General features: G+C 64.5%; 22 protein-coding genes. 13 read left to right on the forward strand and 9 right to left on the reverse strand.

The window, feature by feature from the left end; genetic code table 11:
- Positions 1-1,317 (forward strand): ATP-binding protein, encoded by a 1,317-nt coding sequence (locus EJO69_RS11320; RefSeq protein ID WP_126041908.1) that lies wholly within the window; start codon positions 1-3, stop codon positions 1,315-1,317.
- Here EJO69_RS11320 and EJO69_RS11325 read toward each other — a convergent pair.
- Positions 1,288-1,779 carry a GtrA family protein gene (locus EJO69_RS11325; protein WP_126041910.1) on the reverse strand — a complete coding sequence of 164 codons (492 nt, stop codon included), beginning with the start codon at positions 1,777-1,779 and terminating at the stop codon, positions 1,288-1,290. The genes EJO69_RS11320 and EJO69_RS11325 overlap by 30 nt on opposite strands.
- A gap of 18 nt (positions 1,780-1,797) precedes the next feature.
- On the opposite strand from EJO69_RS11325, the gene EJO69_RS11330 reads away from it, so the two are divergent.
- A complete protein-coding gene (locus tag EJO69_RS11330; protein WP_126041912.1) occupies positions 1,798-2,925 on the forward strand; it encodes a 5-(carboxyamino)imidazole ribonucleotide synthase in 1,128 nt (375 codons plus the stop codon).
- Between the two features lies 1 nt (position 2,926).
- Positions 2,927-3,415 (forward strand): 5-(carboxyamino)imidazole ribonucleotide mutase, encoded by a 489-nt coding sequence (purE, locus tag EJO69_RS11335; protein ID WP_211331445.1) that lies wholly within the window; start codon positions 2,927-2,929, stop codon positions 3,413-3,415.
- On the opposite strand, the gene EJO69_RS11340 is transcribed toward purE, so the two are convergent.
- Together EJO69_RS11340 and EJO69_RS11345 are read right to left on the reverse strand one after the other, a co-directional pair.
- On the reverse strand, positions 3,381-4,628 hold the full coding sequence (locus EJO69_RS11340; RefSeq protein WP_245993654.1) for an LCP family protein: 1,248 nt from the start codon (positions 4,626-4,628) through the stop codon (positions 3,381-3,383). The genes purE and EJO69_RS11340 overlap by 35 nt on opposite strands.
- A complete protein-coding gene (locus EJO69_RS11345) occupies positions 4,625-5,779 on the reverse strand; it encodes an LCP family protein (protein ID WP_126041916.1) in 1,155 nt (384 codons plus the stop codon). The genes EJO69_RS11340 and EJO69_RS11345 overlap by 4 nt, the downstream gene beginning before the upstream one ends.
- Before the next feature lie 80 nt (positions 5,780-5,859).
- On the opposite strand from EJO69_RS11345, the gene EJO69_RS11350 reads away from it, so the two are divergent.
- Positions 5,860-6,693: a glycosyltransferase family 2 protein gene (locus EJO69_RS11350; RefSeq protein WP_126041918.1), complete on the forward strand. Its 834-nt coding sequence runs from the start codon at positions 5,860-5,862 to the stop codon at positions 6,691-6,693.
- A gap of 1 nt (position 6,694) precedes the next feature.
- Here the strand turns inward: EJO69_RS11350 and rfbB are convergent, their stop codons facing one another.
- Both rfbB and EJO69_RS11360 read right to left on the reverse strand, forming a co-directional pair.
- Positions 6,695-7,684 carry a dTDP-glucose 4,6-dehydratase gene (gene rfbB / locus EJO69_RS11355; RefSeq protein ID WP_126041920.1) on the reverse strand — a complete coding sequence of 330 codons (990 nt, stop codon included), beginning with the start codon at positions 7,682-7,684 and terminating at the stop codon, positions 6,695-6,697.
- An 11-nt stretch (positions 7,685-7,695) separates the two neighbouring features.
- The gene (locus EJO69_RS11360; RefSeq protein WP_126041922.1) at positions 7,696-8,997 is read right to left on the reverse strand and encodes a UDP-glucose dehydrogenase family protein; all 1,302 of its coding nucleotides are present in this window, start codon (positions 8,995-8,997) and stop codon (positions 7,696-7,698) included.
- A gap of 223 nt (positions 8,998-9,220) precedes the next feature.
- Here EJO69_RS11360 and EJO69_RS11365 point away from each other — a divergent pair, with 223 nt between their 5' ends.
- A complete protein-coding gene (locus tag EJO69_RS11365; protein ID WP_126041924.1) occupies positions 9,221-11,170 on the forward strand; it encodes a DUF6541 family protein in 1,950 nt (649 codons plus the stop codon).
- Positions 11,171-11,303: 133 nt separating this feature from the next.
- Positions 11,304-12,227, forward strand: a complete 924-nt coding sequence (locus EJO69_RS11370; RefSeq protein ID WP_126041926.1) for an ATP-grasp fold amidoligase family protein — start codon at positions 11,304-11,306, stop codon at positions 12,225-12,227.
- A gap of 15 nt (positions 12,228-12,242) precedes the next feature.
- Here the strand turns inward: EJO69_RS11370 and EJO69_RS11375 are convergent, their stop codons facing one another.
- Complete coding sequence (locus EJO69_RS11375) at positions 12,243-12,677, reverse strand: DUF2304 domain-containing protein (protein WP_126041927.1); 435 nt, start codon at positions 12,675-12,677, stop codon at positions 12,243-12,245.
- Positions 12,678-12,703: 26 nt separating this feature from the next.
- Positions 12,704-13,396 (reverse strand): glycosyltransferase family 2 protein, encoded by a 693-nt coding sequence (locus EJO69_RS11380; protein WP_126041929.1) that lies wholly within the window; start codon positions 13,394-13,396, stop codon positions 12,704-12,706.
- Between the two features lie 132 nt (positions 13,397-13,528).
- Between EJO69_RS11380 and EJO69_RS11385 the strand changes: the two genes are divergently transcribed.
- Genes EJO69_RS11385 through EJO69_RS11395 form a run of 3 tightly spaced genes read left to right on the forward strand, consistent with a single transcriptional unit; the run spans position 13,529 to position 16,223 of the window.
- Positions 13,529-14,125, forward strand: coding sequence for an acyltransferase (locus EJO69_RS11385; protein ID WP_126041931.1), 597 nt, complete (start codon positions 13,529-13,531; stop codon positions 14,123-14,125).
- A complete protein-coding gene (locus tag EJO69_RS11390) occupies positions 14,125-15,237 on the forward strand; it encodes a DegT/DnrJ/EryC1/StrS family aminotransferase (protein WP_126041933.1) in 1,113 nt (370 codons plus the stop codon). Before EJO69_RS11385 ends, EJO69_RS11390 begins: the two co-directional genes overlap by 1 nt.
- The gene (locus EJO69_RS11395) at positions 15,234-16,223 is read left to right on the forward strand and encodes a Gfo/Idh/MocA family protein (RefSeq protein ID WP_126041935.1); all 990 of its coding nucleotides are present in this window, start codon (positions 15,234-15,236) and stop codon (positions 16,221-16,223) included. The genes EJO69_RS11390 and EJO69_RS11395 overlap by 4 nt, the downstream gene beginning before the upstream one ends.
- Here EJO69_RS11395 and EJO69_RS12635 read toward each other — a convergent pair.
- Positions 16,213-16,461 (reverse strand): hypothetical protein, encoded by a 249-nt coding sequence (locus EJO69_RS12635; protein ID WP_245993878.1) that lies wholly within the window; start codon positions 16,459-16,461, stop codon positions 16,213-16,215. The two genes, EJO69_RS11395 and EJO69_RS12635, sit on opposite strands and share 11 nt — an antisense overlap.
- Here EJO69_RS12635 and EJO69_RS11400 point away from each other — a divergent pair.
- The 4 genes from EJO69_RS11400 to EJO69_RS11415 all read left to right on the forward strand — a co-directional run bounded on the left by EJO69_RS11400 (position 16,355) and on the right by EJO69_RS11415 (position 21,762).
- The gene (locus EJO69_RS11400) at positions 16,355-17,416 is read left to right on the forward strand and encodes a glycosyltransferase family 4 protein (protein WP_245993869.1); all 1,062 of its coding nucleotides are present in this window, start codon (positions 16,355-16,357) and stop codon (positions 17,414-17,416) included. The two genes, EJO69_RS12635 and EJO69_RS11400, sit on opposite strands and share 107 nt — an antisense overlap.
- Complete coding sequence (locus tag EJO69_RS11405; protein WP_126041939.1) at positions 17,413-19,230, forward strand: ABC transporter ATP-binding protein; 1,818 nt, start codon at positions 17,413-17,415, stop codon at positions 19,228-19,230. The genes EJO69_RS11400 and EJO69_RS11405 overlap by 4 nt, the downstream gene beginning before the upstream one ends.
- 292 nt (positions 19,231-19,522) lie before the next feature.
- Positions 19,523-20,620, forward strand: coding sequence for a glycosyltransferase family 4 protein (locus EJO69_RS11410; protein WP_342769210.1), 1,098 nt, complete (start codon positions 19,523-19,525; stop codon positions 20,618-20,620).
- Between the two features lie 68 nt (positions 20,621-20,688).
- A complete protein-coding gene (locus tag EJO69_RS11415; protein ID WP_126041943.1) occupies positions 20,689-21,762 on the forward strand; it encodes a glycosyltransferase family protein in 1,074 nt (357 codons plus the stop codon).
- On the opposite strand, the gene wecB is transcribed toward EJO69_RS11415, so the two are convergent.
- The gene (gene wecB / locus EJO69_RS11420; RefSeq protein WP_126041945.1) at positions 21,673-22,800 is read right to left on the reverse strand and encodes a non-hydrolyzing UDP-N-acetylglucosamine 2-epimerase; all 1,128 of its coding nucleotides are present in this window, start codon (positions 22,798-22,800) and stop codon (positions 21,673-21,675) included. The two genes, EJO69_RS11415 and wecB, sit on opposite strands and share 90 nt — an antisense overlap.
- Positions 22,801-22,851 lie beyond the last annotated feature (51 nt).

Genomic DNA, 22,851 nt, shown 5'->3' on the forward strand with positions numbered 1-22,851 from the left:
ATGCGTCGCCGTGCGCTGAGGATGACTCTGCTGGCGGTCGCGCTCGCAGTGCTCCTGCTCGGCCTGCCGATGGCGATCTTTGGTTCCACCATGCTGTGGAATCAGGAGATCTCCAGCATGCGCGACCATGCGTCTTCGCTGTCGTCGATCATCGACCGCCGCATCGACCGCGGCGACGCCGTCACCCCTGAGCTGGTGAGCGGCTGGGGCAGCCAGTCGGGGCAGACGCTGCGCGTCACGGTCTTCATGCCCGGTGGGGAGCGGATCGAGACGGGGGAGCCGATCTCCGATCCCATCACCGTCGTCGAGCGCGGCGTGACGGGCGCCGTCGTCCAGGTCCAGACCGACCGTGTCCACATCTACCGCTCGATCGCCGGCTTCATCATACTCGTCTCGATCGCCTCGATCTTCGCGCTTCTTGCTGGTGCCCTCATGGCGGCTCGCCAGTCGCGCAAGCTCTCCGCGCCCCTCATCTACCTCGCGGCGTCGGCCGAGCAGCTCGGCTCGGGCACGGTCCGGCCCCACCTGCGCAGGTCCGGCATCGAGGAGATCGATCTCGTCAACGAGGAGCTCATCCGCACCGCCGATCGGATGGCGGGCAGGCTCGCCGCCGAACGTCAGTTCGCCGCCGATGCCTCGCACCAGCTCCGCACGCCCCTGACGGCGCTGTCGATGCGCCTCGATGAGATCGAGATGATCACGAAGGACGACGAGGTCCTGACCGAGGTCCGCGCCTGCCAGGACCAGGTTGAGCGCCTCACGGGCGTCGTCGCGGAGCTGCTCAAGACATCCCGCTCGGATTCGGGAGGGACGACCGAGGTCGTCAACCTCGACCGGGTCTTCGATCAGCAGTGGCAGGAGTGGCGCAAGGTCTACTCGAAGGCGAAGCGGGAGTTGAGCTTCGAGGGCGAGGAGGATATGACCGTCCTCGCGACTCCGGGGTCTCTCTCCCAGATCATCGCCACCCTCATCGAGAACTCCGTCAAGTACGGGGCGGGGAAGACGACGGTCGCCGCTCGTCGCACCGCCAACCGCAAGGGTGTTGTCATCACCGTCACCGACGAGGGGGAGGGAGTTCCTGATGAGATCGGGGACGATATCTTCAAGCAGGGTGTCTCAACCGGCGGGTCGACCGGGCTTGGATTGCCGCTCGCGCTCAACCTCGCCCGCGCCGACGGCGGCAAGCTCGAGCTGGCTCAGAACAGCCCGCCGATCTTCTCGCTCACCCTCAATGCCGTCCCCACCTCGCTCGACCCCGACAAGGTCCTCCCGCAGGGGGCCCTCATCTCAATGGGGTCGAGACGACGACGCCGATAGCGGGATCGGCGCGAAGACGACGTATCGGTAGAGCACGTACCTGAAGGCCGTGCCGAGGACGAGGCCGACGACGTTGGCCGCGATGTTATCCGCGAACTGGGAGTCGAAGCCGAGGACGAAGCGCGAGACGGCGAGGCACGCGAGCGCGACAGCCATGCCACCGATGTTGACAAGAACGAACATGGCGAACTCGCGTCCGCGCGAGCTCTGCTCCTGGGTGCGGAAGGTCCACAGTCTGTTGCCGACCCACGCGACCACGATCGAGATCGAGACGGAGATCGTCTTCGCCGTCATCGACTGGTCGAAGGGCAGGTCGATTGACCAGTGGTAGGCGAGCAGATTGAAAAGGCCGACGTCGACGATATATGCGCCGAGACCGACGGTGCAGAATCGGAGAAATTCGATCAGCCATTCCTTTAGGGTCTGGCCGCGGAGCAGCCGCCTAACGAAACGCGAGAACACTCGATTAGCATAGAGGACATGGGACAGAAAGTAGTCGGGACAGGCGCTCGAGCGGGCGCACCGGTTGTGTGCGTCATCGGGGGAGGCCAGCTGGCGAGGATGATGCAGGAGGCCGCCATCGCCCTCGGCATCGAGCTGCGGGCGCTCGTCGAGGCCGATGATGGGTCGGCGGCCCAGGCGATCCGCTACAGCGAGGTCGGCAGCGCGGATGACCGCGACGCGATCGTCGCCTTCACCGCGGGACAGCCCGTCACCGTCGAGCACGAGCACATCCCCAGCCCGATCCTCCGGGAGATCGGATCGCGGCCCTCGGCCGACGCCCTCATCTTCGCCCAGGACAAGCTCATCATGCGGTCCCAGCTCGACGCCCCGCACCCGCGCTGGCACAGGGCGGAGAGCCGCGCCGAGATCGATGCCGCCATCGCCCAGCTCGGCGGGACCGCGGTCGCGAAGACCCCGCGCGGCGGCTACGACGGCAAGGGAGTCGCCATCATCTCCTCCGCCACCGACATCCCCTGGACCTACACCGACGGGGACCAGATCCTCCTCGAGGAGAAGGTCCCGTTCGATAGGGAGGTGTCCCAGCTCGTCGCACGCCGCCCCTCGGGCGAGATCCAAGCATGGCCGCTCGTCACCTCCGTCCAGCGGGATGGGATCTGTTTCGAGGTGACTGCCCCCGCACCCGTGCCGCGTGCTCTCCACGAGAAGGCCGAGGCGATCGCGCGGCGGATCGCAGAACAGACGGGCGTCGTCGGCGTCCTCGCGGTTGAAATGTTCGCGGTCGGGGAGGATCTGGTCGTCAACGAGTTGGCGATGAGACCCCACAACACCGGACACTGGACGATCGAGGGTGCGGTCACGAGCCAGTTCGAGCAGCACCTGCGGGCCGTCCTCGACCTGCCGCTCGGGGACACCGCCCCGCTGGCACCCTGGTCCGTCATGGTCAACCTGCTCGGGTCTGAGCTGGACGACCCGCGGGAGGCCCTCGGCGCCGTTTGGGAGGCCGATCCCGGGGTCAAGATCCACATGTACGGCAAGGAGGTCCGGCCCGAGCGCAAGATCGGGCATGTGACCGTGACGGGCGATGATCTCGAGCAGGTGCGGGCACGAGCCCGTGCCGCCATCGCCATCCTCGAAGGGAGATAGCATGCGCGTCGGCGTTGTCATGGGGTCCGATTCGGATTGGCCGGTCATGGAGGCGGCGACAGCCGCCCTTGATGAGTTCGGCATCGAATGGGAGGCCGATGTCGTCTCCGCACACCGGATGCCGCAGGAGATGATCGACTACGGAAAGACGGCCGCCTCCCGCGGGGTCGGCGTCATCATCGCCGGGGCGGGCGGTGCCGCCCACCTGCCGGGCATGCTCGCCTCCGTTACGACCCTGCCCGTCATCGGCGTCCCCGTCCCGCTCACGCACCTCGACGGGATGGATTCACTCCTGTCGATCGTCCAGATGCCGGCGGGGGTGCCCGTCGCGACCGTGTCGATCGGCGGGGCGCGGAATGCGGGCCTGCTCGCTGCCCGGATCCTCGGCGTCACCGACGAGGGGATCGCGCAGCAGATGGCGCGGTTCCAGGAGGACCTGGCGGAGACCGCCAGGGCTAAGGGAGCATCGCTTCGACGTCGGCTTGACTGATCGACCCGTCGGCAACCTTCCGGAAGAACTCGTCGGTTCCCTGCGGGTCGAGAAGCACGGTCGATCCGACTCCGCCCGGCTGGTAGTTGACATCGACGATCGGGGGAGTGCCGACGACGCCGTTCGGTCCCATGATCGTCCTCATCGGCCACCCGATCATGCCCAGATCGAGCAGGCTCGTGTCCGGGTCGGTTGTCAGCACGGACGCCGTCGATCCGACGAGCCGGTACTGGCGGACGGGGTTGATGAGGGTCGCGGGGCTCACGGCCTCATCCATGATGGTGGCGATGACCTGGCGCTGGCGGGCCGTGCGGCCGATGTCGCCGAGCGGGTCTGAGTATCGCATGCGGGTGAAGGCGAGGGCCGTCGTCCCGTCCGCCTCGTGGCACCCGGCCTCCCAGACGAGCCCCGACATCGTGTCGTTGACGTCATAGTCGAGGCAGAGCTCGACACCGCCGACCGCGTCAACAAGAGACGAGATCCCGTCCATACCGACCTCGACATAGTGGTCGATCGTCAGCCCGGACAGGCCCTCGACCGTCTCGACGAGCAGATCGGGCCCACCGACGGAATAGGCGGCATTGAGCTTCGCATTCCCGTAGCGCGGGATCGACACGTACGTGTCGCGCGGGAGGGAGATGAGGGAGGGATTACCGGACTCGGGGATGTGGACGAGCATGATCGAATCCGACCGCTGGCCCTCGACACCGTCGTTGATGCCGTCCTCGGAGCGCCGATCCGTCCCCGCGAAGAGCACCGTCCGTCCCGGCGTGTCAGGGGCGCCGGACAGGGCCTCGACGTGGGACAGCTTCGAGTCCCCATAGAAGTAGAGGAACACCGGCCAGGCGATGAGAGCGACGAGGAGAAGAAGGACCAGGGGTCCGAGGCGGCGCCGGCGTCGCCGGGGCGGGGCGGACTGCCGGGGCGGTGCAGGCGGGGGAGCGGTCGGAGATGCTGGGGGGCGCGTCGCGGGACGCTCGTCGATCGGCAGTCCGAGGGCACGCTGCGGGCGCGGGGCGGCCTGGCCTTTCGGCGGGAAGGTGGGCGGCGGAGTGTCCCCGCGAGAACTGACACGGTCGGCCGTTGGGCGCGGGGCCGACTCTCCGGCGGAGGGGGTCGACATGCGCTGCGTGCGGCCGCGCACAACCGCGGCGCCCGTGGCGGACGGGCGCTTGGCGGGATTCTTCGGCGGATAGGACGGTGCGCCGGTCACTCAGCCTCCTGGGTCTGGTCCACGGTTGCCGTCGCCGTCTCGGTTGGGACGTCGGTCGGCATGACCTCGCCATTGTCGTCGAAGATCGTCGACAGTGCGATGTCATCCCGCAGAGCCTCCCAGAGGATCTCGGACTCCGCGGCCGGCAGGACGCGGGCACCCGCCGGATCCCAGGGCATCGTCATGAGGAAGATGTCCTCCGTCGACACGCCGCGGATCGAGTTCGCGAGCGAGGCGAGCGTGTCGATGTTGCCGAGCTGGGCGTCGGTGACGATCGACTGGGACACCGCATCGACGAGCCGGTAAAGAGACGGGAGGTCGGTGAGGATGTTGCGGCTGAGGGCGTCTTCCGCGATCGCGAGGACGAGCTCCTGCTGCCTCTGCATGCGACCGATATCGGAGCCGTCGCCGATGCCCTTGCGGGCGCGTGCGAAGGCGAGCGCCTGCTCGCCATCGAGCGTCTGACATCCGGCGGAGATGTCGAGGCCGGCCATGGAGTCCGCCAGATCCTCCTCGAAGCACATCTCGACCCCGCCGAGGGCGTCGACGAACTGCTGGAAGGAGGCGAAGTCGACGACGACGAAGCCGTCGATGAAGAGCCCGGACATGCCCTCGACGGTGCGGATCGTACAGGCCGCGGCTGCTCCCACGTCGTCCGTCTGACCGCCGATGGAGAAGGCCGAGTTGAAGATGGCGGAGGTCTGCGGCGCCGTCCACGTGCCGTCCGGCAGGCGGCAGGAGGGGATGTCAACGAGGGTGTCGCGCGGGATGGAGACGATCTCCACACGAGAGCGATCGGCGGAGATGTGGGCCAGCATCGTCGTGTCCGACCTCATGCCGACGACATCGCCGGACTCGCCTGCGCCGTCGATGTCGGCCTCCCCTTCGCGCACGTCGGATCCGAGGATGAGGAAGTTGATGTCATCGCCGGGCTTGTAGGGCTCGAGCGGTGTCTCGGTCTCGCGGTCGAGGTAGATTTCGATATCCTGCGACTGGATGTTGCCGTCGAGTCGCGTGTAGGCGAAGTAGATCGCCGATCCGACGAAGAGGATGATGGCGAGCAGGACGCTCACCACTGGAACCGCCCACGGATACTGCCGGCCGACTGCGGCGTGGCTGGCCAGGCGTGACGTGGAGGAGAACGGACTCACGCTTTGATACTAGTGGCCAAGGCGGGGGTCTAGCGAAAATTGCCCTAGTCTGTCTGTGTAGATCACACTGAGGAGAAGAAGTGACCGGACCAGAGATCCATGTCGTCACGGTCGCCTATAACCCGGGCGAAGAGCTCGAGCGGATGCTCGCGTCACTCGATGGCGCATGCCCCGGCCTGCGATACACCGTCGACATCGTCGACAACGGCACCGAGACCGCGATCGTCAACCGCGTCGCCGCCGACTGGGGTGCGCGCGTCCTGCGCCCCGGCGAGAACCTCGGATACGGGACGGCTGCCGACCTCGCGCTGCTCGACTCGGGGGCCGACTGGTTCCTCCTCGTCAACCCCGACACGATCTTCACCCCCGGTGCGATCACCGAGCTCGTCGAGGCGGCGGGGCGATGGCCGGAGGGCGGCGTCTTCGGCCCTCGGCTCGCGAACATGGACGGCTCGATCTACCCCTCCGCGCGCGAGCTGCCCTCCGTCTCCACCGGCATCGGCCACGCACTCTTCACGACCTTCTGGAAGAGCAACCCGTGGACGGCGAAGTACCACGGACTCACCGACCGTGAGCACACGTGCGGCTGGCTGTCCGGAGCCTGCCTGCTCATGAGGCCGGAGGCGTTCCGCGAGGTGGGCGGGTTCGACCCCGGGTATTTCATGTTCTTCGAGGACGTCGACCTCGGACGCCGCATGGCGGAGGCGGGATGGCAGTCCGTCTACATTCCCACCGCGACCGTCATCCACGACCAGGGCATGTCGTGGCGCGACAGGCCAGCGGCGATGATCCGCGCCCACCATGAGTCCGCGATGCGCTACATCAGCCACGCATACCCGGGGACGATGATCGCCCCGCTGCGCGGGGCGATCATCACGGGATTGAAGCTGCGGTCACGCTGGATGACCCGCTAGCCTACTGACCGGTCTTGGCGTACTTCGCCTCGACCTCGGCCTTCTGGGGCCGCCACCAGTCCTCGTTGGACCGGTACCAGGCGATCGTGTCGGCGAGGCCGGACTTGAAGTCCTTGAACTCCGGCTCCCAGCCGAGCTCGAGCAGGGTCGTGTTGTCGATCGCGTACCGCAGATCATGCCCGGGACGGTCGTTGACGTGGACGAAGTCGTCCCTGTCGTAGCCGAACTCCTCGAGGATCATCTGGACGACCTCGAGGTTGTTCTTCTCGCCGTCGGCGCCGATGAGGTACGTCTCGCCGATCGTGCCGCGCTCGATGATCGCCCACACCGCCGTATTGTGATCGCGGACGTGGATCCAGTCGCGGACGTTGAGGCCGGCCCCGTAGAGTCGGGGCTTGACGCCGTCGATGAGGTTCGTCACCGTCCGGGGGATGAACTTCTCGATGTGCTGGTACGGGCCGTAGTTGTTCGAGCAGTTCGATAGTGTCGCCTCAACGCCGAATGACCGCACCCAGGCCCGGACCAGGTGATCGGAGGCAGCCTTGGAGGACGAGTACGGGGAGGACGGCATGTACGGGGTGCTCGGCGTGAACTTCGCCGGATCGTCGAGTTCGAGGTCGCCGTACACCTCGTCGGTGGAGATGTGGTGGAACCGGACGCCGTGGCGGCGGACCGCCTCGAGCAGCGTAAACGTGCCGACGATGTTCGTCGTGATGAAGGGGGAGGGGTCGTTGAGCGAATTGTCGTTGTGCGACTCGGCGGCGAAGTGGACGACGAGGTCCGTGTCCCTCACGAGCGGATCGACTGTGTCGGCGTCGGCGATGTCGCCCTCGATGAGGGTGACGCGGTCGAGGCCGGCGAGCGAGGCCGCATTGCCCGCATAGGTGAGCTTGTCGAGGACGACGACCTCGACATCGGGCTTCTCTTCAACAGTCGTGCGGACGAAGTTGGCGCCGATGAAACCGGCACCACCGGTGACGAGGATCTTCATGTGTTTCTCTCCTAGGAGCGGCCCATGCCGTAGTAGGTCCAGCCTGCTTGCTTCCATGTCGTGGGATCGATGGCGTTGCGGCCGTCGATGATGATCTTCTGCGCCGGGTTGAGCGTGGCCGGGTCGAGCGACTTGAACTCGTCCCACTCGGTCAGCAGCAGCGTGATCGCGGAATCCTTGACCGCCTCGTGGGCATCGGCCGCGATCGGTGCCGCGGAGTCGCGCGCGGCGAGGACCGGGCCGGCCGCGGGGTCGGTGATGACCACGTCGGCGCCGAGCTTCTCCAGGCGGCGGGCGATGTCGAGGGCGGGCGATTCGCGGGTGTCGTCGGTGTTCGGCTTGAACGCGGCACCGAGGATGGCAATGCGCCTGCCGGTCACGTCCCCGCCGAGTTCGTCGACCGCGAGGTCAACAACACGCTGGCGCCTGCGCTCATTGATCGCATTGACGTCGGTGAGGAAGTCGAGGGAATTGAGACCGAGCTCCTCGGTGCGGGCCTGGAAGGCGAGCGTGTCCTTCGGCAGGCAGCCGCCGCCGTAGCCGATTCCGGCCCGGAGGAACTTCCGTCCGATCCGGTCATCGAGGCCAATCGCCTCGGCCAGCTTCGTCACGTCCGCTCCGGTCGCGTCACAGATCTCGGCCATGGCGTTGATGAAGGAGATCTTCATCGCGAGGAAGGAGTTCGCCGAGACCTTGACCAGCTCGGCGGTGGGGAAGTCCATGATGAGGCGCGGTGTGCCGGCCTCGATGATGTCGGCGTAGACCTCATCGAGCACCGCCAGCGCCTGCTCGGCACGGTCGGAGTCCTTCGACAGGCCGTAGACGAGCCGGTCCGGACGCAGGGTGTCCTGGACGGCGAACGACTCGCGCAGGAACTCCGGGTTCCAGATGAGGATGCCGCCGGCACCGGTGACCAGTGGCTCGAGGCTGTCCGCCGTGCCGACCGGCACGGTGGACTTGCCGACGACGACAGCCTGGTCGGCCAGGTGGGGGAGGAGCGAGTCGACGGCGGATTCGACGTAGCGCATATCTGCGCCCCGGCCATCGGCCCTCTGGGGCGTGCCGACGCCGATGAAATGAACGGTCGCATCGGCGACCTGAGCGAAGTCGGTCGTGAACGACAGGCGGCCCGAGGCGACGCCCCGCGCGAGCAGGTCATCGAAGTCGGGCTCGTGGAACGGCGCCCGGCCCGCGGCGAGCAGGTCGACCTTCTCCTGATCGACGTCGACGCCGATGACTTCGTGGCCCAGTTCGGCCATGCAGGCAGCATGGACTGCGCCCAGATAGCCACAGCCGATAACAGAAATCTTCATGGTTACCACGTTATCGCAAAGCGTGCCGCTCCCCGCGCTGCTCGCGGGTCCGCACGGCGCCGTCCGGTGAGAGTCCCGTCGCAGTACACAGCGGTGAGGCGCGAATCCGCGACGGGTGGCGTTCGGCGTGAGGCGCGTCAATCTGCCGGTCGGGGGCGAGGCCCGTCACGTAAGGTGTGCTGGGAAGCGTCAGCAGGGGGCTGACGTGCGAATGAGGGGTGCTATGACGTGGGCTGACCTGGCGCTGAGTGTAGGCGCCCTCGCCCTCATGCTCATGGCGCCCGGCTATGCACTCGCCCGCGCCTTCCGAGTCTCCGTCTGGCCGTCTCTCGCGGTGAGCCCGGTCCTCGGCCTCGGCCTCGTTGCCATCGTCGCCCACCTCTTCCGGCCACTCGGCATCGCCTGGAGTCCCGTGAGCTGGGCCGCCGCGGCGGCCATCATCACCCTCATCGGGGCCGGAACGGCCGTGCTCCGAGGAGAGGTTCGACGCCCCGCCTGGCGGGAATCCGCACCGGGTTTCGCTCTAGTCGTTGGCACCGTCGTCTCGGCCGCGATCCAGGGGTGGACGCTGCTGCGGGCCCTCGTCGTTCCGAACGCCGTGCCGGTGGGCTGGGATGGCATCTACCACCTGTCCGGCATCCGCGCCGTCATCGAGACCGGGAATGCCTCGATCTCCGCGATGTCGCGGCTCTACCAGGACGCGACAGTGTCCTACCCCTCCGGCTTCCACGCGCTTGGCGCCCTCGTTCCGTGGCTCGGGGCCGACGCCGCCGCCAACGCCGTCATCATCCTCTCGCTCTGCCTCATCCTGCCGCTCGGGATCGCGGGCCTTGCGCTCGCGGCATTCCCCGAGCACCCGACTGTTGCCCTTCTCGCGCCGATCACCGGCGCCTGGCTCATCACCCTCCCGGCGGTCCTCTTCGGCTACCGGACGGCCCTGCCCGCCGCGCTCGGAGCAGCGCTCGTGCCTGCCTTCCTCTGTCTTGTCTGGGTGGCCGTCTACCCGAGGATCCGGTGGTCGCTCCTCATTCCGCTCGGCATCGCCACCCTCGGCCTCGCCTACGCCCAGCCCGCCACCGTTGTCGGTGCGGGCCTCATGGCCCTGCCGGCCATCGTCTCGGCCGCCATCGGGCCGCTCGCATCCGTCGCCCGCTCGAGGAGGTGGAAGACGGCCTTCGCTATCGGGGTCGGCGCGGGGCTTGTCGCCAGTCTCATCGCCGCCGTCCTCGCCCACCCCCGCGTCCAGGCAGTCGCGAACTACCCGAGAGGCACGACGGGAGCGGATGATTGGGAGCGGTTCACGTTCGTGCTCACCGACGAATCCACGCTCGTGGGTGCGGGATGGGAGCCGTGGATCCTTCCCATGCTCCTCATCATCGGCGCCGTGTTCGCCCTTGTGCAGCGGTCCTCCCGGGCCGTCCTCGGCGCGTGGATCGTCGCGGCGACCCTCACGGTGGGGGCGATGAAGGTCGAGTGGTGGGGGAGCGTGTTCACGGGCTTCTTCTACAACGACTTCCCCCGCATCCTCGCTCTCGTCGCCGGTCCCATGGGGGTTCTCTCGGGTGCCGGAGTCGCCCTCATCGGGCTCGCCATCCATCGCATCGTCCAGCGACGGCTCAAAGCACCCGCCCTCGTCAGCACCGCGGCGGGGCTGCTTGCTGTGTCGCTTGTTGTCTACTGGGCATGGGACGCCACCGGCCAGTTCCGGGACGAGCAGAAGAAGGCCGGGCTCGAATACAAGTACTTCACGCCCAACAGCGGGTGGATGCGGACGGTCGTCTCCTCGTGGGACGAGATCGAGTTCATCCGCGAGACCTCTGCGGCACTGCCCGATGATGCCGTCATCGTCGGCAACCCGCTCTCAGGCACGACTTTCTTCTATGCCTTGGGCGGTGTCGATGCCTACCCGAAGGCGATCAATACGTACCGCGCAGGCACCGCCGAGCACTCCCTCGTCCGTAACTTCCACGACTATCTCGAGGATCCGGCCGTGTGCGACGCGGTGCGAGAGCTCGGCGCCACCCATGTCTATCTCAAGCCGGTCGACTACGCGGAGGGGATCAACTCGGATCAGGGCAGGCCGGGTTTCTTCGATGTGCCACGCGATGGGCTCACGCCGTATGCGATGTACAGCGACGAGGTCGGGCTCTGGACAATCGACGCCTGCGACTGAGCGGATTATGTGCGAATGGTGCATTTGGTTCACTTTTCGCGTCGTTCGCATTGTTGATCATCATCCTGACGATAGGGTCGTAGGTGTCTGACGGCTCAAAAGGTGAGTCGTCGCTCGGCGGAGTGGAGTTTCAATGGCTTTGACCTTTCGTGGCATGACGCTACAACGGATTGCCTTTCTCGAATGGCGCAAGATGCGCCGGAGAATGACAGAGCGAAAGAACAAAGTGACACGTCCGAACTTCGGACCCTCCTTTTATCAATCTCTTCAGTATCGCCGTGCCTATTGGTCGGAGCTGGTCGCCAGGCACGGAATGGAGGACGAGCTTTACCCGGAGAATTCCAAACTCAGCTGCCGGGCCATCGCGCATGCCGCCGACGTGCGAATGCCGGCTCTCCTCGACGGGCCCGTGTCAGCCAGTGAGCTTCGACCACTCGATTACGGCGAACAGTTCGTGATCAAACCCGACTGGGGAGCCTCGTCACGAGGCGTGATGGTGCTCAGAAAGCAGAAAGATGGGTCGTTCGTCGAACTCATCAGTGGTGATCGGCTCGACCATGACGAGATTGCGGCGGAAGCAGAACAGCGAGTTGTGACGAGCAGGCGTGGAAGCGTCAATCGTCTGATCGTCGAAGAATCCGTGGCGGATGGCGATACTCGACCAATGGAGTGGAAGATCTTCTCATTCCATGGAGAAGTCGGGCTGGTCCAGCAAATGGCGCGAGGGGCCGGCGATACCGAAATGAGGCTCTATCGACCGGACGGGACGAGCGCGGGCCGTCTGCGCAAGGACGTCGTCATCAACCAAGACCTGCCAGAACCAGGCAATCTGTCCGAGCTTTTGGATATCGCCCGGCGAGTGTCGCTCGAAATCAACTCGGGCTTCGTCAGGGTCGATCTCTTCGAGAGGATCAATGGAGAGATCATATTCGGAGAACTGAGCCTCATCCCTGGTGGCGATCTCTACTTCGGCAGAGACTGGGACCGTCACCTTGGACAGATGTGGTTCGACGCAGAGGTTCGAATCCTCGAGAAGGGGGTCCCAATCATTCCCTGATCGTTGCCGACTCCGTCAGCTCTCCTCAGCCGTGTTGCCCGCCTCGATGCTGCCGGAGCCGTTGTTCTTGTCGGGGCTCTTCGGAGCGGGAATCGAACCGCCCGGTGCCTCGAACTGGCTGCCCTGAGGGTGGGAGCGGGCGATCGCGAGTTCCCGTGCGAGGTCGGTGATGCGGTTCTCGAAGATGTTCATCCTCCGATAGCTCACCACCGCATAGGAGAGGAAGGCAATGACGAGAAGGTAGAGGATGAGGTCGGCGCCGCGGCCGACGCCGACCCACTGGGCGACCGTCGTTGTTGTGTCCGGGAACAGGATCGAGCCGAGTGCCAGGAGGACGAAGACAACGAGGAGGAGCCTGCGCAGGGCAACGTTCTTCGTGTTGCTGGTCGACTTGATCAAGAAGTAGGCGATGACGAGCACCGCCACGATGAGGACAATTTTGATTACCACGACTCAGTCTTTCCTTGTTCTATCTTCTAGCCGAACAGCATCTCGGTCACGATGTTCACTCCGTTGAGGAGGCTCTGTCCCTTCGACCGAGAATAGTCGGTGTAATCGATCGTCACGGACTCCTCCGCCCAGGGCAGTCCGGTCGCGGCGAGCTGGTGGACGATCTCGGAGGCGTGCGCCATCCGATTCTGCCTGAGCCGAATCTGCTCAAGAGCATCCCTGCGCAGCACCCGCAGACCATTGTGCGCATCGGTCATGTCCATGCCCGTCCGCATCTTCGTCGCCCTCGCGGCTGTCCGCAGGACGAACTTCTTCAGCGTGCCGGCCTGGTGGGTTTCCGAGAGGAACCGCGAGCCGAGCACGAAGCCGAGATCCTCGTCCTCGGCGCGTTCGACCATCCGCAGGGCGTCACTCGTTCGATGCTGACCATCGGCATCGAAGGTGATGACGTACTTCGCGTCCGTGTAGGTGAGGACCCAGTCGAAGCCGGTCTGCAGGGCTGCGCCCTGACCGAGATTGATCGGATGCTGGGCGACCTCGGCACCGGCCGCATGGGCGAGTGACGCTGAGCCATCCGAGGATCCGTCATCGACGCAGAGGATGTTGGGGAAGGTCTCGAGGGTGTGAGCGATGACGTCGTGGATGACCGTCGCCTCGTTGTACAGAGGCACGACCAGCCACGTATTGCGAACGAGGTGGGGGTACTCTGTCATGCTCATTGCTCAAGTATCGCATGATAGCCTTTGGCGTAGCCGAATCCACCGGCCCGCATGCGAGCACGCCACCCCGAGCGGCACATCGCCCATGCCAGAGACGAACGTAAGCCGCTGAGGCTCGTGCGAGGAGCGTAGATGACGATACGCATTGTCGATACTGCTGATGTTTCCGAAGAAGCCACAATCGGCGAAGGGTCGAGCGTGTGGCACCTGGCCCAGATTCGAGAACACGCCGTTCTCGGCAGGAACTGCATCATCGGTCGCGGCGCCTACATCGGCGAAGGCGTTGAGATGGGCGACAACTGCAAGATCCAGAACTATGCGCTTGTCTATGAGCCGGCCAGGCTCGCCGACGGCGTCTTCATCGGCCCCGCCGCAGTTCTGACGAATGACCTCTACCCCCGCGCGATCAATCCGGACGGCACCCAGAAGTCGGCCTCCGACTGGGACCATGTCGGCGTCACCCTCGAGAGGGGTTCCTCGGTGGGTGCCCGGGCCGTCTGTGTCGCACCCGTGACGATCGGGGAGTGGGCGACGGTGGCAGCAGGTGCGGTCGTGACGAAGGATGTTCCGCCCCACGCGCTGGTCGCGGGCGTACCTGCCCGCCGGATCGGCTGGGTCGGTTTCGCGGGAGCGAAGCTCGAGGACATCGGCGATGGGCGCTGGAGGTGCCCGATGACCGACGACGTTTTTGAAGAATGTGATTCGACAATTCGAAAGGTTGATGCCTGATGGCAAAATCCATGATCCCCGCGGCCAAGCCGATCGTGGGCGATGAAGAGCGGGCGGCAGTTGACGCGGTCCTCGCCTCGGGCATGCTCGCCCAGGGCGCCGAAGTCGCCTCCTTCGAGGAGGAGTTCTCAGCCGAGCTGACCCCGGGTGCGACGTCGATCGCCGTGAACTCGGGAACCTCCGCTCTTCACCTTGGACTTCTCGCCGCCGGCATCGGCCCGGGTGACGAGGTCATCGTGCCGTCGTTCACGTTCGCCGCGACCGGCAACTCGGTCGCGATCACGGGTGCCACCCCGGTGTTCGCCGACATCGAGCTCGACACGTTCTGCCTGGACCCGGATTCGGTTCGCGCTTCGGTGACTGAGCGGACGAAGGCGATCATGCCCGTCCATCTCTACGGCCATCCCGCGAACATGGATGAGCTGTCGAAGATCGCGGATGAGCACGGGCTCATGATCTTCGAGGACGCCGCGCAGGCACACGGTGCATCGCTGCACGGTAAGAAGGTCGGCACGTTCGGCACGTTCGGTGCGTTCTCGCTGTACCCGACGAAGAACATGACAGCCGGCGAGGGCGGCATGGTGACGGCCTCAGATCCTGAGTTCGTGCGCCAGGTCCAGCTGCTCCGCAATCAGGGCATGCTCACCCAGTACCAGAACGAGGTTGTCGGCCTCAACAACAGGATGACGAACATCCACGCCGCCATCGGCCGCGTCCAGCTGCGCAAGCTCGCAGGATGGACGGCGAGCCGCCAGCAGAACGCTGCGTTCCTCGACGCGAACCTTGAGGGCGTCATCACCCCGCCAGTTGTCGATGGCGCCGTCCACGTCTACCACCAGTACACGATCAGGATCGACGGCTCGGACGGTGCGGAGCGGGATCGCTTCGCGACCGCGCTGCGCGAGGAGTACATGGTCGGCTGCGGGGTCTACTACCCGATCCCGAACCACCGCCTTCCCTCGCTCGCCCCGTACGCCCCGGGCCTTGAGCTTCCCGTGACGGAGACGGCGGCGAAGGAAGTCCTCTCCCTGCCGGTCCATCCCTCCCTGTCGCAGGACGATCTCGAGCGGATCGTCGAGGCAGTCAACCAGACCGCGAAGGCAGGTGCATGATGCTGCGTGCAGGACTCATCGGCATCGGCTCCATGGGCCGCCACCACGCCCGGGTGATCCGCGAGACCGAGGGCATGGAGCTCGTCGCGATCGCTGATCCCGGCGGCGACAAGTTCGGTGTGGCCAAGGGCCTCGAGGTGCTCCCGGACGTTGACGCCCTCATCGCCGCCGGCATTGACACCGCCATGGTGGCCGTGCCGACCGTCTACCACGAGGACGTCGCGATCAAGCTGGCCGAGGCCGGCATCCATACGATGGTCGAGAAGCCGATCGCCCACGATGTCGAGGCGGGCAGGCGAGTGGCCGAGGCCTTCGACAAGCCCGATCTCATCGGCGCCGTCGGCTACGTCGAGCGCTGCAACCCCGCGATCATGGCGCTTCGCGAGAAGCTCGCCGAGGGCATCCTCGGTGAGATCTACCAGATCCAGACTAGGCGGCAGGGACCATTCCCGGCCCGGATCTCCGATGTCGGCGTGGTCAAGGACCTCGCGACCCACGACATCGACCTCACCGCGTACGTTGCCCAGTCCGAGTACGAGAATGTGGCCGCTCAGACCTCGCACCGCTCGGGTCGCGAGTTCGAGGACATGGTCCTTGTCACCGGGCGCCTGAAGAACGGCATCATCGTCAACCACGTCGTCAACTGGCTCTCGCCCTTCAAGGAGAGGCTCACCCTCGTCACCGGCGAGCGCGGCGCACTCCTCGCCGACACTCTCAACAACGATCTGACCTTCTTCGAGAACGGAACCATTCGGACGCAGTGGGATGCTGTGGCTCAGTTCCGTGGCGTCTCCGAGGGTGCGATCACCCGTTTCGCCATTGAGAAGCGCGAGCCTCTCAAGGTCGAGCAGGAGCGCTTCCGCGATGCCGTCAACGGCGTCGGGAGCGAGATCGTGACGATGGTTGAGGGCGTCAAGACCCTCGAGGTTATCCAGGCGATCCTGGACTCGTCCAGGACCGGTCAGTCGGTGAGCCTCACTTCGTGAGCCACAGGAGCAGGGGAGGAGACCGCGCGCCGCGCGTGACGATCTCCTCCCGGATCTGGGAGCCGGAACGGGCAGCGGCTGCGTTCCGGCTCCGATCCTTGGCGGCCGCCCTCGTCGAGAGCGGCGCCCGCGTGCGCGTCCACACATCGAAGCCGCCGCGGCAGCTGACCGAAGAAGCCGCCAGCGCAGACCAGCAGGCCCCTTTCTCCGTCGATCGGCACAGGGTGCTGAGGGGCAAGGATGGATACCTTCGCGGATACCTTCAATACTTGAGCTTCGATCTGCCGCTGCTCTGGCACCTTTTGACGGACGCGAAGCCTGATGTCTATGTCTGCGAGCCGCCGCCGACGACTGGCCTCATAACGCGAACAGTGGCGGCCATCCGCAGACGGCCCTACGTGTACTACGCCGCCGACATCTGGTCCGATGCATCCGAGAGCGCGAACGTGCCGTCCTTCGTCGTCAGCGCGCTGAGGGCCGTTGAACGGTGGGTGCTCACGGGCGCAGCCGATGTCATCGCAGTCAATGCCGCTGTTGCGGAACGCGCGAGGCAGCTGGGCGCCACCAATGTGACCACCGTGCAGAACGGTGTCGACACGACGATCTTCACCCCCGACGGCGACCGGTCACCGCTCGCCGGCACGCAGTACTTCGTCTACGCGGGCACAATGTCCGAGTGGCAGGGGAGTGACATTTTCGTCAGGGCGCTTGCCCAAATCCATGCAGACTTCCCGGACCTGAAGCTCGTCTTCGTCGGCCAGGGCAATGCGGTCGCCGAACTCCGGCAGGTTGCCGAAGACTTAGGGGTCGGTGATGCAGTGCAGATTCTGCCGGCGGTGTCTCCCGAAGTCGCCGCCGCCTTTCAGCGAGATGCCATCGCCGCGCTTGTTTCCATACGACCTGGCATCGGCTATGACATGGCATTCCCTACGAAGACGATGGCGGCCTGGGCTTGCGGGACACCAGTGATCTATGCCGGAGCGGGGATTGCGAGGGAGCTGATCGAGGCGAACGACCTCGGTTGGTCCTGCGCGTATGATGTCGCAGGTGTTGCTCAGGCAATGCGCTCGTCTGCGGCATCGATCTCTGATCATCGTCCAATTGCCCGGTGGGCTCTCGACAATGTCAGCCTCGGAGCAGCGGCCAAGAATGCGGCCACAGCTATCTTGAGAACCGTGAAGGGACCGAGATGAAGAAACTCCTCAACCTAGTGAAGCAGCTCCTGCTTGCGCTGCCAGCAGGCTCACGACGCTTTATCCGAGTCTTCGCTGCTGCGCTCTCAGCGCTTGCTCTCCTCGACATTGCGGCGCTCGGCATCCTCGCTCTCCTGCTCGGACCTCTTATTTCGGGCACCTCAGTCACCGTGCCGGTAATTGGAATCACCCTGTCAGAGCCGAGCGATTTTGGCGTCGCTCTTGGAATCGTCTGTGGCCTTATCCTGCTCAAAGGATTCCTCGGCATAGTAGTCCAGAGGCTCTCAACCCGGCGTTTCGCAAGGTTCGAGCAGGCTCTGGGCGCGAAGCTCCTCGATTCTTTCTTCTTTGCCCCGTGGCTCGATCGGCTATCGAGGAACTCGTCGGATCTGGTCAGGTCGACTGACGTGGGCGTTTCCTCAACCGTTTCCGGCATTCTCATCCCATACACACAGTTGATGGGTGAGATCGCTACCTTCGTCGCTGTCATCACTGTCCTACTCATCGCAACTCCAGCCATGGCGATCGGTGCCGTCGTCTACTTTGCTGCGGTGGGCTTCTTCCTGTCCCGCTGGGTGCTGGCCCGGGCTGTGAAGGCAGGTCGGGACAATAGAGACTATTCAACGAGGTCCGTGAGGCTCATCTCCGAGATGGTTCAGTCACTGAAAGAGGTGACTCTGCGCAACAAGGGTGACGAGATTCAGAATGTCGTTCTCGATGTCCGACAGAAGGCGTCGACGGCCAGGGCGAACCAAGTGTTCCTGGGCTCGGTTCCTCGATACGTGCTGGAGATGGCACTTATCGGGGGTCTGGCAATTGCTGCCGCTTACGGATACTCCGAATCGGGAATGGAGGGGGCGGTCGCGCAACTCGCTCTCTTCGGCGTTGCAGGTTTCAGGCTGGTGCCCGCGGTGACGAGGTTCCAGACCATCATGGCGCAGACGGCTGCGGCGATGCCCTACGCTGAGCGTGTTCTCGACGAGATCGAGATCGGCCGACAGAACCGCGAATCGTATGCCGTTAAGCAGAGCGGCCGCACGTTGGATTCGGAAGTGCGAAACCTCCGTCTCGATAACGTCAGTTTCAGGTACCCAAATGCATCCTCACTCGCCGTCGACGGAGTCTCCTTCGACATTCCGTTCGGCTCGTCCCTAGCGCTTGTCGGCGAGTCGGGTTCAGGCAAGTCAACGTTGGTCGACATCATGCTGGGACTGCTCGAGCCCACCGACGGCGCTCTATTCATTGATGACGTACCGATGTCAGAGGCGATGGCCTCCTGGCAGTCGCGAGTCGGCTACGTCCCCCAGCATGTCGCCATCTTTGATTCGACGGTCGCCCACAATGTCGCGCTGACATGGGAGGACAGCCTGATCGACGACGACAGAGTGCGGCGTGCTCTGGAGCGCGCGCAGCTGCTTGATGTCATCGAGGCGAGGCCGGAGGGCATCCATGGCAAGGTCGGAGAAGGCGGAATCAGCCTGTCGGGCGGACAGCGACAGAGACTGGGCATTGCGCGAGCTCTCTACTCGGATCCGATTGTGCTCGTCATGGACGAGGCGACATCGGCGCTGGACACGGCGACTGAAGCCGCAGTTACGGATGCCGTTCGCGCCCTTGCTGGCGACGTAACGACCATTGTTGTCGCACACAGACTCGCGACCATCCGACACTCGGATCAGGTCTGTTTCATGAAAGATGGCAAAGTTGCCGCTCGTGGCACATTCGATGAGGTTGTCAGGGACGAGCCGGAGTTCGCCAGACAGGCGCTTCTCGCGGGCCTGACGCCAGATGGGAATCTGAAGAACTATGGCTAGTGACTCGCCGGCAAGCTGGAGCTCGACCACACTCACGAAAGGCTCGCGGCCCGCTCGAATTGCGCAGCTGGTCGCCCATGAAGTCTTTAGGGACGCGCGCGTGCTGAAGGAGGCAGGTTCGGCCACTTCTGCGGGTGCCGACGTGAAGATCTTCAGTCGTGCTCTGCAGGGCGCTCCAACGAAGGAAAAGCACATCGTTGTCGACGGGCGCGCAGTGCTCAGAGTCCCGGGTATCTCTGCCTATTCCGTTGTCCCTAAACGACTCTTGCACTCATTGCGACGCGGATCAGGAATGAGTGTTGACGCGGCAGGTCACATTTCGGCGGAGCCAGATACCCTCAACTCTTCTTTGTTGCAGCCCTTGACTGCGAAGCAAAGGGCCGTCAAGAAGTTGAAAGACGCAGGTTACAGAGTTGCGAACACCATCGACTCCCCGCTCGGGCTGGCTTCCTGGTGGATGAGAATGGTCGCGGAGCTCAAGGCGTTCGAACCCGACCTCATCCACTGCAATGATGGCAACACTCTCGTCCCAGGTTATCTCGCAGCCAGGGCTCTAAAAGTTCCATTTGTATACGATTCTCACGAACTCTGGCTGCACAGGGCGACAAAGAAAAACCGCATCATGGCGCCACACGTCGAGGCTCTCTACGAGAGGGTGACCGTGCCCGCCGCGGCTGGGGTTATTACCGTCTCTGACTCCATTGCACGCTGGTTGAAGGACAAGTACAGGCTTAGGACCCTGCCTACTGTCGTGCGCAATGCTCCAGATCCGATCGACGACGTTCCGGGTCGCCTCCGCGAGCTCGCGGGACTCCCTCCAGAGGCCCGCATCATTTCTTTCTCTGGCGGATTGAACCCCACTCGAGGTGTTGACATCGTCGTGAGGGCGTTGCCGTTGCTACCGGACGACGTACATTTCGTCATGCTCGGGTTCGGTTCTCAGGACTACCTGCTCGAATTGCGGAGTCTCGCGGCCAGTCTCGGCGTAGCGGATCGGATCCACGTCGTGGGCCCAGTTCCCTCAGGTGAGGTGCCGGGGACTTTGTCAGACTCTGATGTTGCCTACGTATTCTTGAGGCCCGATTGTCTCAATCACGAGTTCGCGCTTCCAAACAAACTGTTTGAAGCGATCTCGGCCGGGCTTCCGGTCGTGGCATCAGAGCTCCCGGAAGTGTCACGACTAGTCTCGGAGGAAGGCGTCGGGCGGGTCTTCAGTGGAGAGGATCCTCGTGAGCTTGCGAAGGCAGTAGCGTCCGTGCTGGATGATGGTGACGGCTTTCGGCAAGCATCGGAGACTGCTCGTGTGAAGATCACATGGGACGCAGAAGCAGCCGGGCTAATCCGTCTGTACCAGAACGTTCTGTCGCGAGACGGCCTCAGCAAAGCGTGACGATGCGTCCTACCCTGTTGATCCTCTCCTTCTCACCAATTGCTGCCGACGCCCGGGTATTGAAACAGGTGAGACTCTGCTCGGAGACGTACGACGTGACGACCTGCGGTTACGGTCCCGCGCCAGAGGGAGTCGTCGAGCATATCCGCATTCCCGATGAGCTGATCTACTGGCGCAAGGATCGGAAGCTCCTCATCACGAAGCAGTATCGGGCAGTCCTCGAGAAGCAGGAGGTTAACGCCTACCTGCGCCCGATACTCTCGGACAGGATCTTTGACGTCATCCTCGCGGACGACATCGACCCAGTCCCGCTCGCACTCGAACTGGCGCCGCGTGGCGGCGTCCATGCCGACCTCCACGAGTACTCTCCGGGCCAGAAGCAGGACGATTGGAAGTGGCGTGCCTTCGTCGGGCCTTACATCTCGTGGCTCGTGCGGACCTTTGTTACCCGCGCCGATCGCGTCACCACTGTCTGCGACGGGATTGCGGACGAGTACGGGCGACGTTTCGGCCTCGAAGCGAGTGTCGTCATGAACGCGACGCCGCTGCACGAGCTTGCTCCTCGGCCGACGGAAGAACCGGTCCGGCTCGTCCACTCGGGAGCGTGCCTCCGCAACCGCAATCTCCAGGTCATGATCGATGCGATGAACGAGGTGGAGCCCGGGCGTTTCATTCTCGATTTCTACCTGACGCCCAACGACCCGGGCTACCTCGCTGAGCTCAAGGAGCAGGCGGAGCAGACCCCCGGAGTGACGATCCACGATCCAGTCGAGTACGACAGGCTCGTCGCCCTGCTCAACGAGTACGACCTTGGCGTCTTTCTTCTGCCGCCGGTCAACTTCAACTACCGGTTTGCGCTGCCGAACAAGTTCTTCGACTTCATTCAGGCCCGCCTCGGCATCATCATCGGACCGAGTCCGGAGATGGAGAAGATTCTCAATCGCGAAGGCCTCGGTGCCGTCTCAGGAGACTTCACGGCCTCCGCGCTCGCGGAGACGCTCAACTCCGTGACACGGGACGATATCGAGCGCTGGAAGATGAACTCCCACGAATCAGCGGAAGCTTTCTCGGCTGAGCGGCAGTCCCAGGGGTGGATCGAGTCGGTCGCCGCTCTTGCCGGTCGCGCGATCGCGAAGGACTGAAACGACGCGGTCGGCGGCCTGCCCGTCGCCGTACGGAGTCTCGTCAGTCTCAGCTGGGCGGGGGCGCGTCGCAGCGGCGACGAGCCCGCTCGGCTCGACGAGGACATTCCACCCGAGTTCGACGGTCTCCACCCATTCAGTCTGGGGTCTGACGGTCGTGCATGGCGTGCGCAGGAGGAATGCCTCCTTCTGTAGACCGCCGGAGTCCGTGATGATCCCGCGGGCTGATCTGGCCGACGCCAGGAGCTGCGGGTAGGGGAGCGACTCGAGGACATGCAGGGAGCCGCCCTCGAGTGTGATGCCGTGCTGGCCCGCCTTGGCCACGAGGCGAGGGTGGGCGAGGATGACGACCGGGTGATCCACGCTCTGCAGGGAGTCGATGATCGTCTTGAGCCTCTCGGGCGAATCGGTGTTCTCGGCCCGGTGGATAGTAGCGAGAGAATAGCTGTCCGGCTCGAAGCCCAGCTTCTCCGTGATCGGTGAGGCGTCATCGTCGAGGGCCGCGACTTCGTTCATGAGCACATCGGTCATGACGTCCCCGACGACGACAGTGCGGTCGGCAAGCCCCTCTGCTGCGAGGTGGTCTGCCGCGACATCGGTGGGTGCGAGGAGCAGGTCGGCCGCGTGGTCCGTGAGGACGCGGTTGATCTCCTCGGGCATGGCGCGGTTGAAGGACCGGAGCCCGGCCTCGAGGTGTGCCAGTGGGTAGTGAAGTTTGACGGCGCTCACGGCGGCGGCGAGTGTCGAGTTGGTATCCCCATAGACGAGCACCCAGTCGGGATCATGCGCTGTGATGACGTCATCAAGCCTGCCCATCATGTCGCCCGTCTGCTTGCCGTGCGAGCCGGACCCGACCCCGAGATGCTCATCAGGAGCAGGAATCTTGAGGTCCTCGAAGAATACGTCCGAGAGAAGCGGGTCATAGTGCTGGCCCGTGTGGACGATGATGTGCTCAATTCCCGCGCGCTCGCACGCGTGGGCGATCGGGGAGAGCTTGACGAACTGGGGGCGGGCACCGACGACGCTGAGTATCTTCACGCCCTCAGGATAGGTCATAGCAGGAAACGGGTAGTGTTGACCTATGCGAGT

The organism is Flaviflexus salsibiostraticola (genome assembly GCF_003952265.1).
Lineage (GTDB): Bacteria > Actinomycetota > Actinomycetes > Actinomycetales > Actinomycetaceae > Flaviflexus > Flaviflexus salsibiostraticola.

What these genes read in the sequence shown, in the direction of transcription:
- EJO69_RS11320 (WP_126041908.1), top strand. Translation starts at nt 1, where the DNA reads ATGCGTCGCCGTGCGCTGAGGATGACTCTGCTGGCGGTCGCGCTCGCA.
- EJO69_RS11330 (WP_126041912.1), top strand. Translation starts at nt 1,798, where the DNA reads ATGGGACAGAAAGTAGTCGGGACAGGCGCTCGAGCGGGCGCACCGGTT.
- purE (WP_211331445.1), top strand. Translation starts at nt 2,927, where the DNA reads ATGCGCGTCGGCGTTGTCATGGGGTCCGATTCGGATTGGCCGGTCATG.
- rfbB (WP_126041920.1), bottom strand. Translation starts at nt 7,684, where the DNA reads ATGAAGATCCTCGTCACCGGTGGTGCCGGTTTCATCGGCGCCAACTTC.
- EJO69_RS11360 (WP_126041922.1), bottom strand. Translation starts at nt 8,997, where the DNA reads ATGAAGATTTCTGTTATCGGCTGTGGCTATCTGGGCGCAGTCCATGCT.
- EJO69_RS11365 (WP_126041924.1), top strand. Translation starts at nt 9,221, where the DNA reads ATGACGTGGGCTGACCTGGCGCTGAGTGTAGGCGCCCTCGCCCTCATG.
- EJO69_RS11370 (WP_126041926.1), top strand. Translation starts at nt 11,304, where the DNA reads ATGGCTTTGACCTTTCGTGGCATGACGCTACAACGGATTGCCTTTCTC.
- EJO69_RS11380 (WP_126041929.1), bottom strand. Translation starts at nt 13,396, where the DNA reads ATGAGCATGACAGAGTACCCCCACCTCGTTCGCAATACGTGGCTGGTC.
- EJO69_RS11385 (WP_126041931.1), top strand. Translation starts at nt 13,529, where the DNA reads ATGACGATACGCATTGTCGATACTGCTGATGTTTCCGAAGAAGCCACA.
- EJO69_RS11390 (WP_126041933.1), top strand. Translation starts at nt 14,125, where the DNA reads ATGGCAAAATCCATGATCCCCGCGGCCAAGCCGATCGTGGGCGATGAA.
- EJO69_RS11395 (WP_126041935.1), top strand. Translation starts at nt 15,234, where the DNA reads ATGATGCTGCGTGCAGGACTCATCGGCATCGGCTCCATGGGCCGCCAC.
- EJO69_RS11405 (WP_126041939.1), top strand. Translation starts at nt 17,413, where the DNA reads ATGAAGAAACTCCTCAACCTAGTGAAGCAGCTCCTGCTTGCGCTGCCA.
- EJO69_RS11410 (WP_342769210.1), top strand. Translation starts at nt 19,523, where the DNA reads ATGAGTGTTGACGCGGCAGGTCACATTTCGGCGGAGCCAGATACCCTC.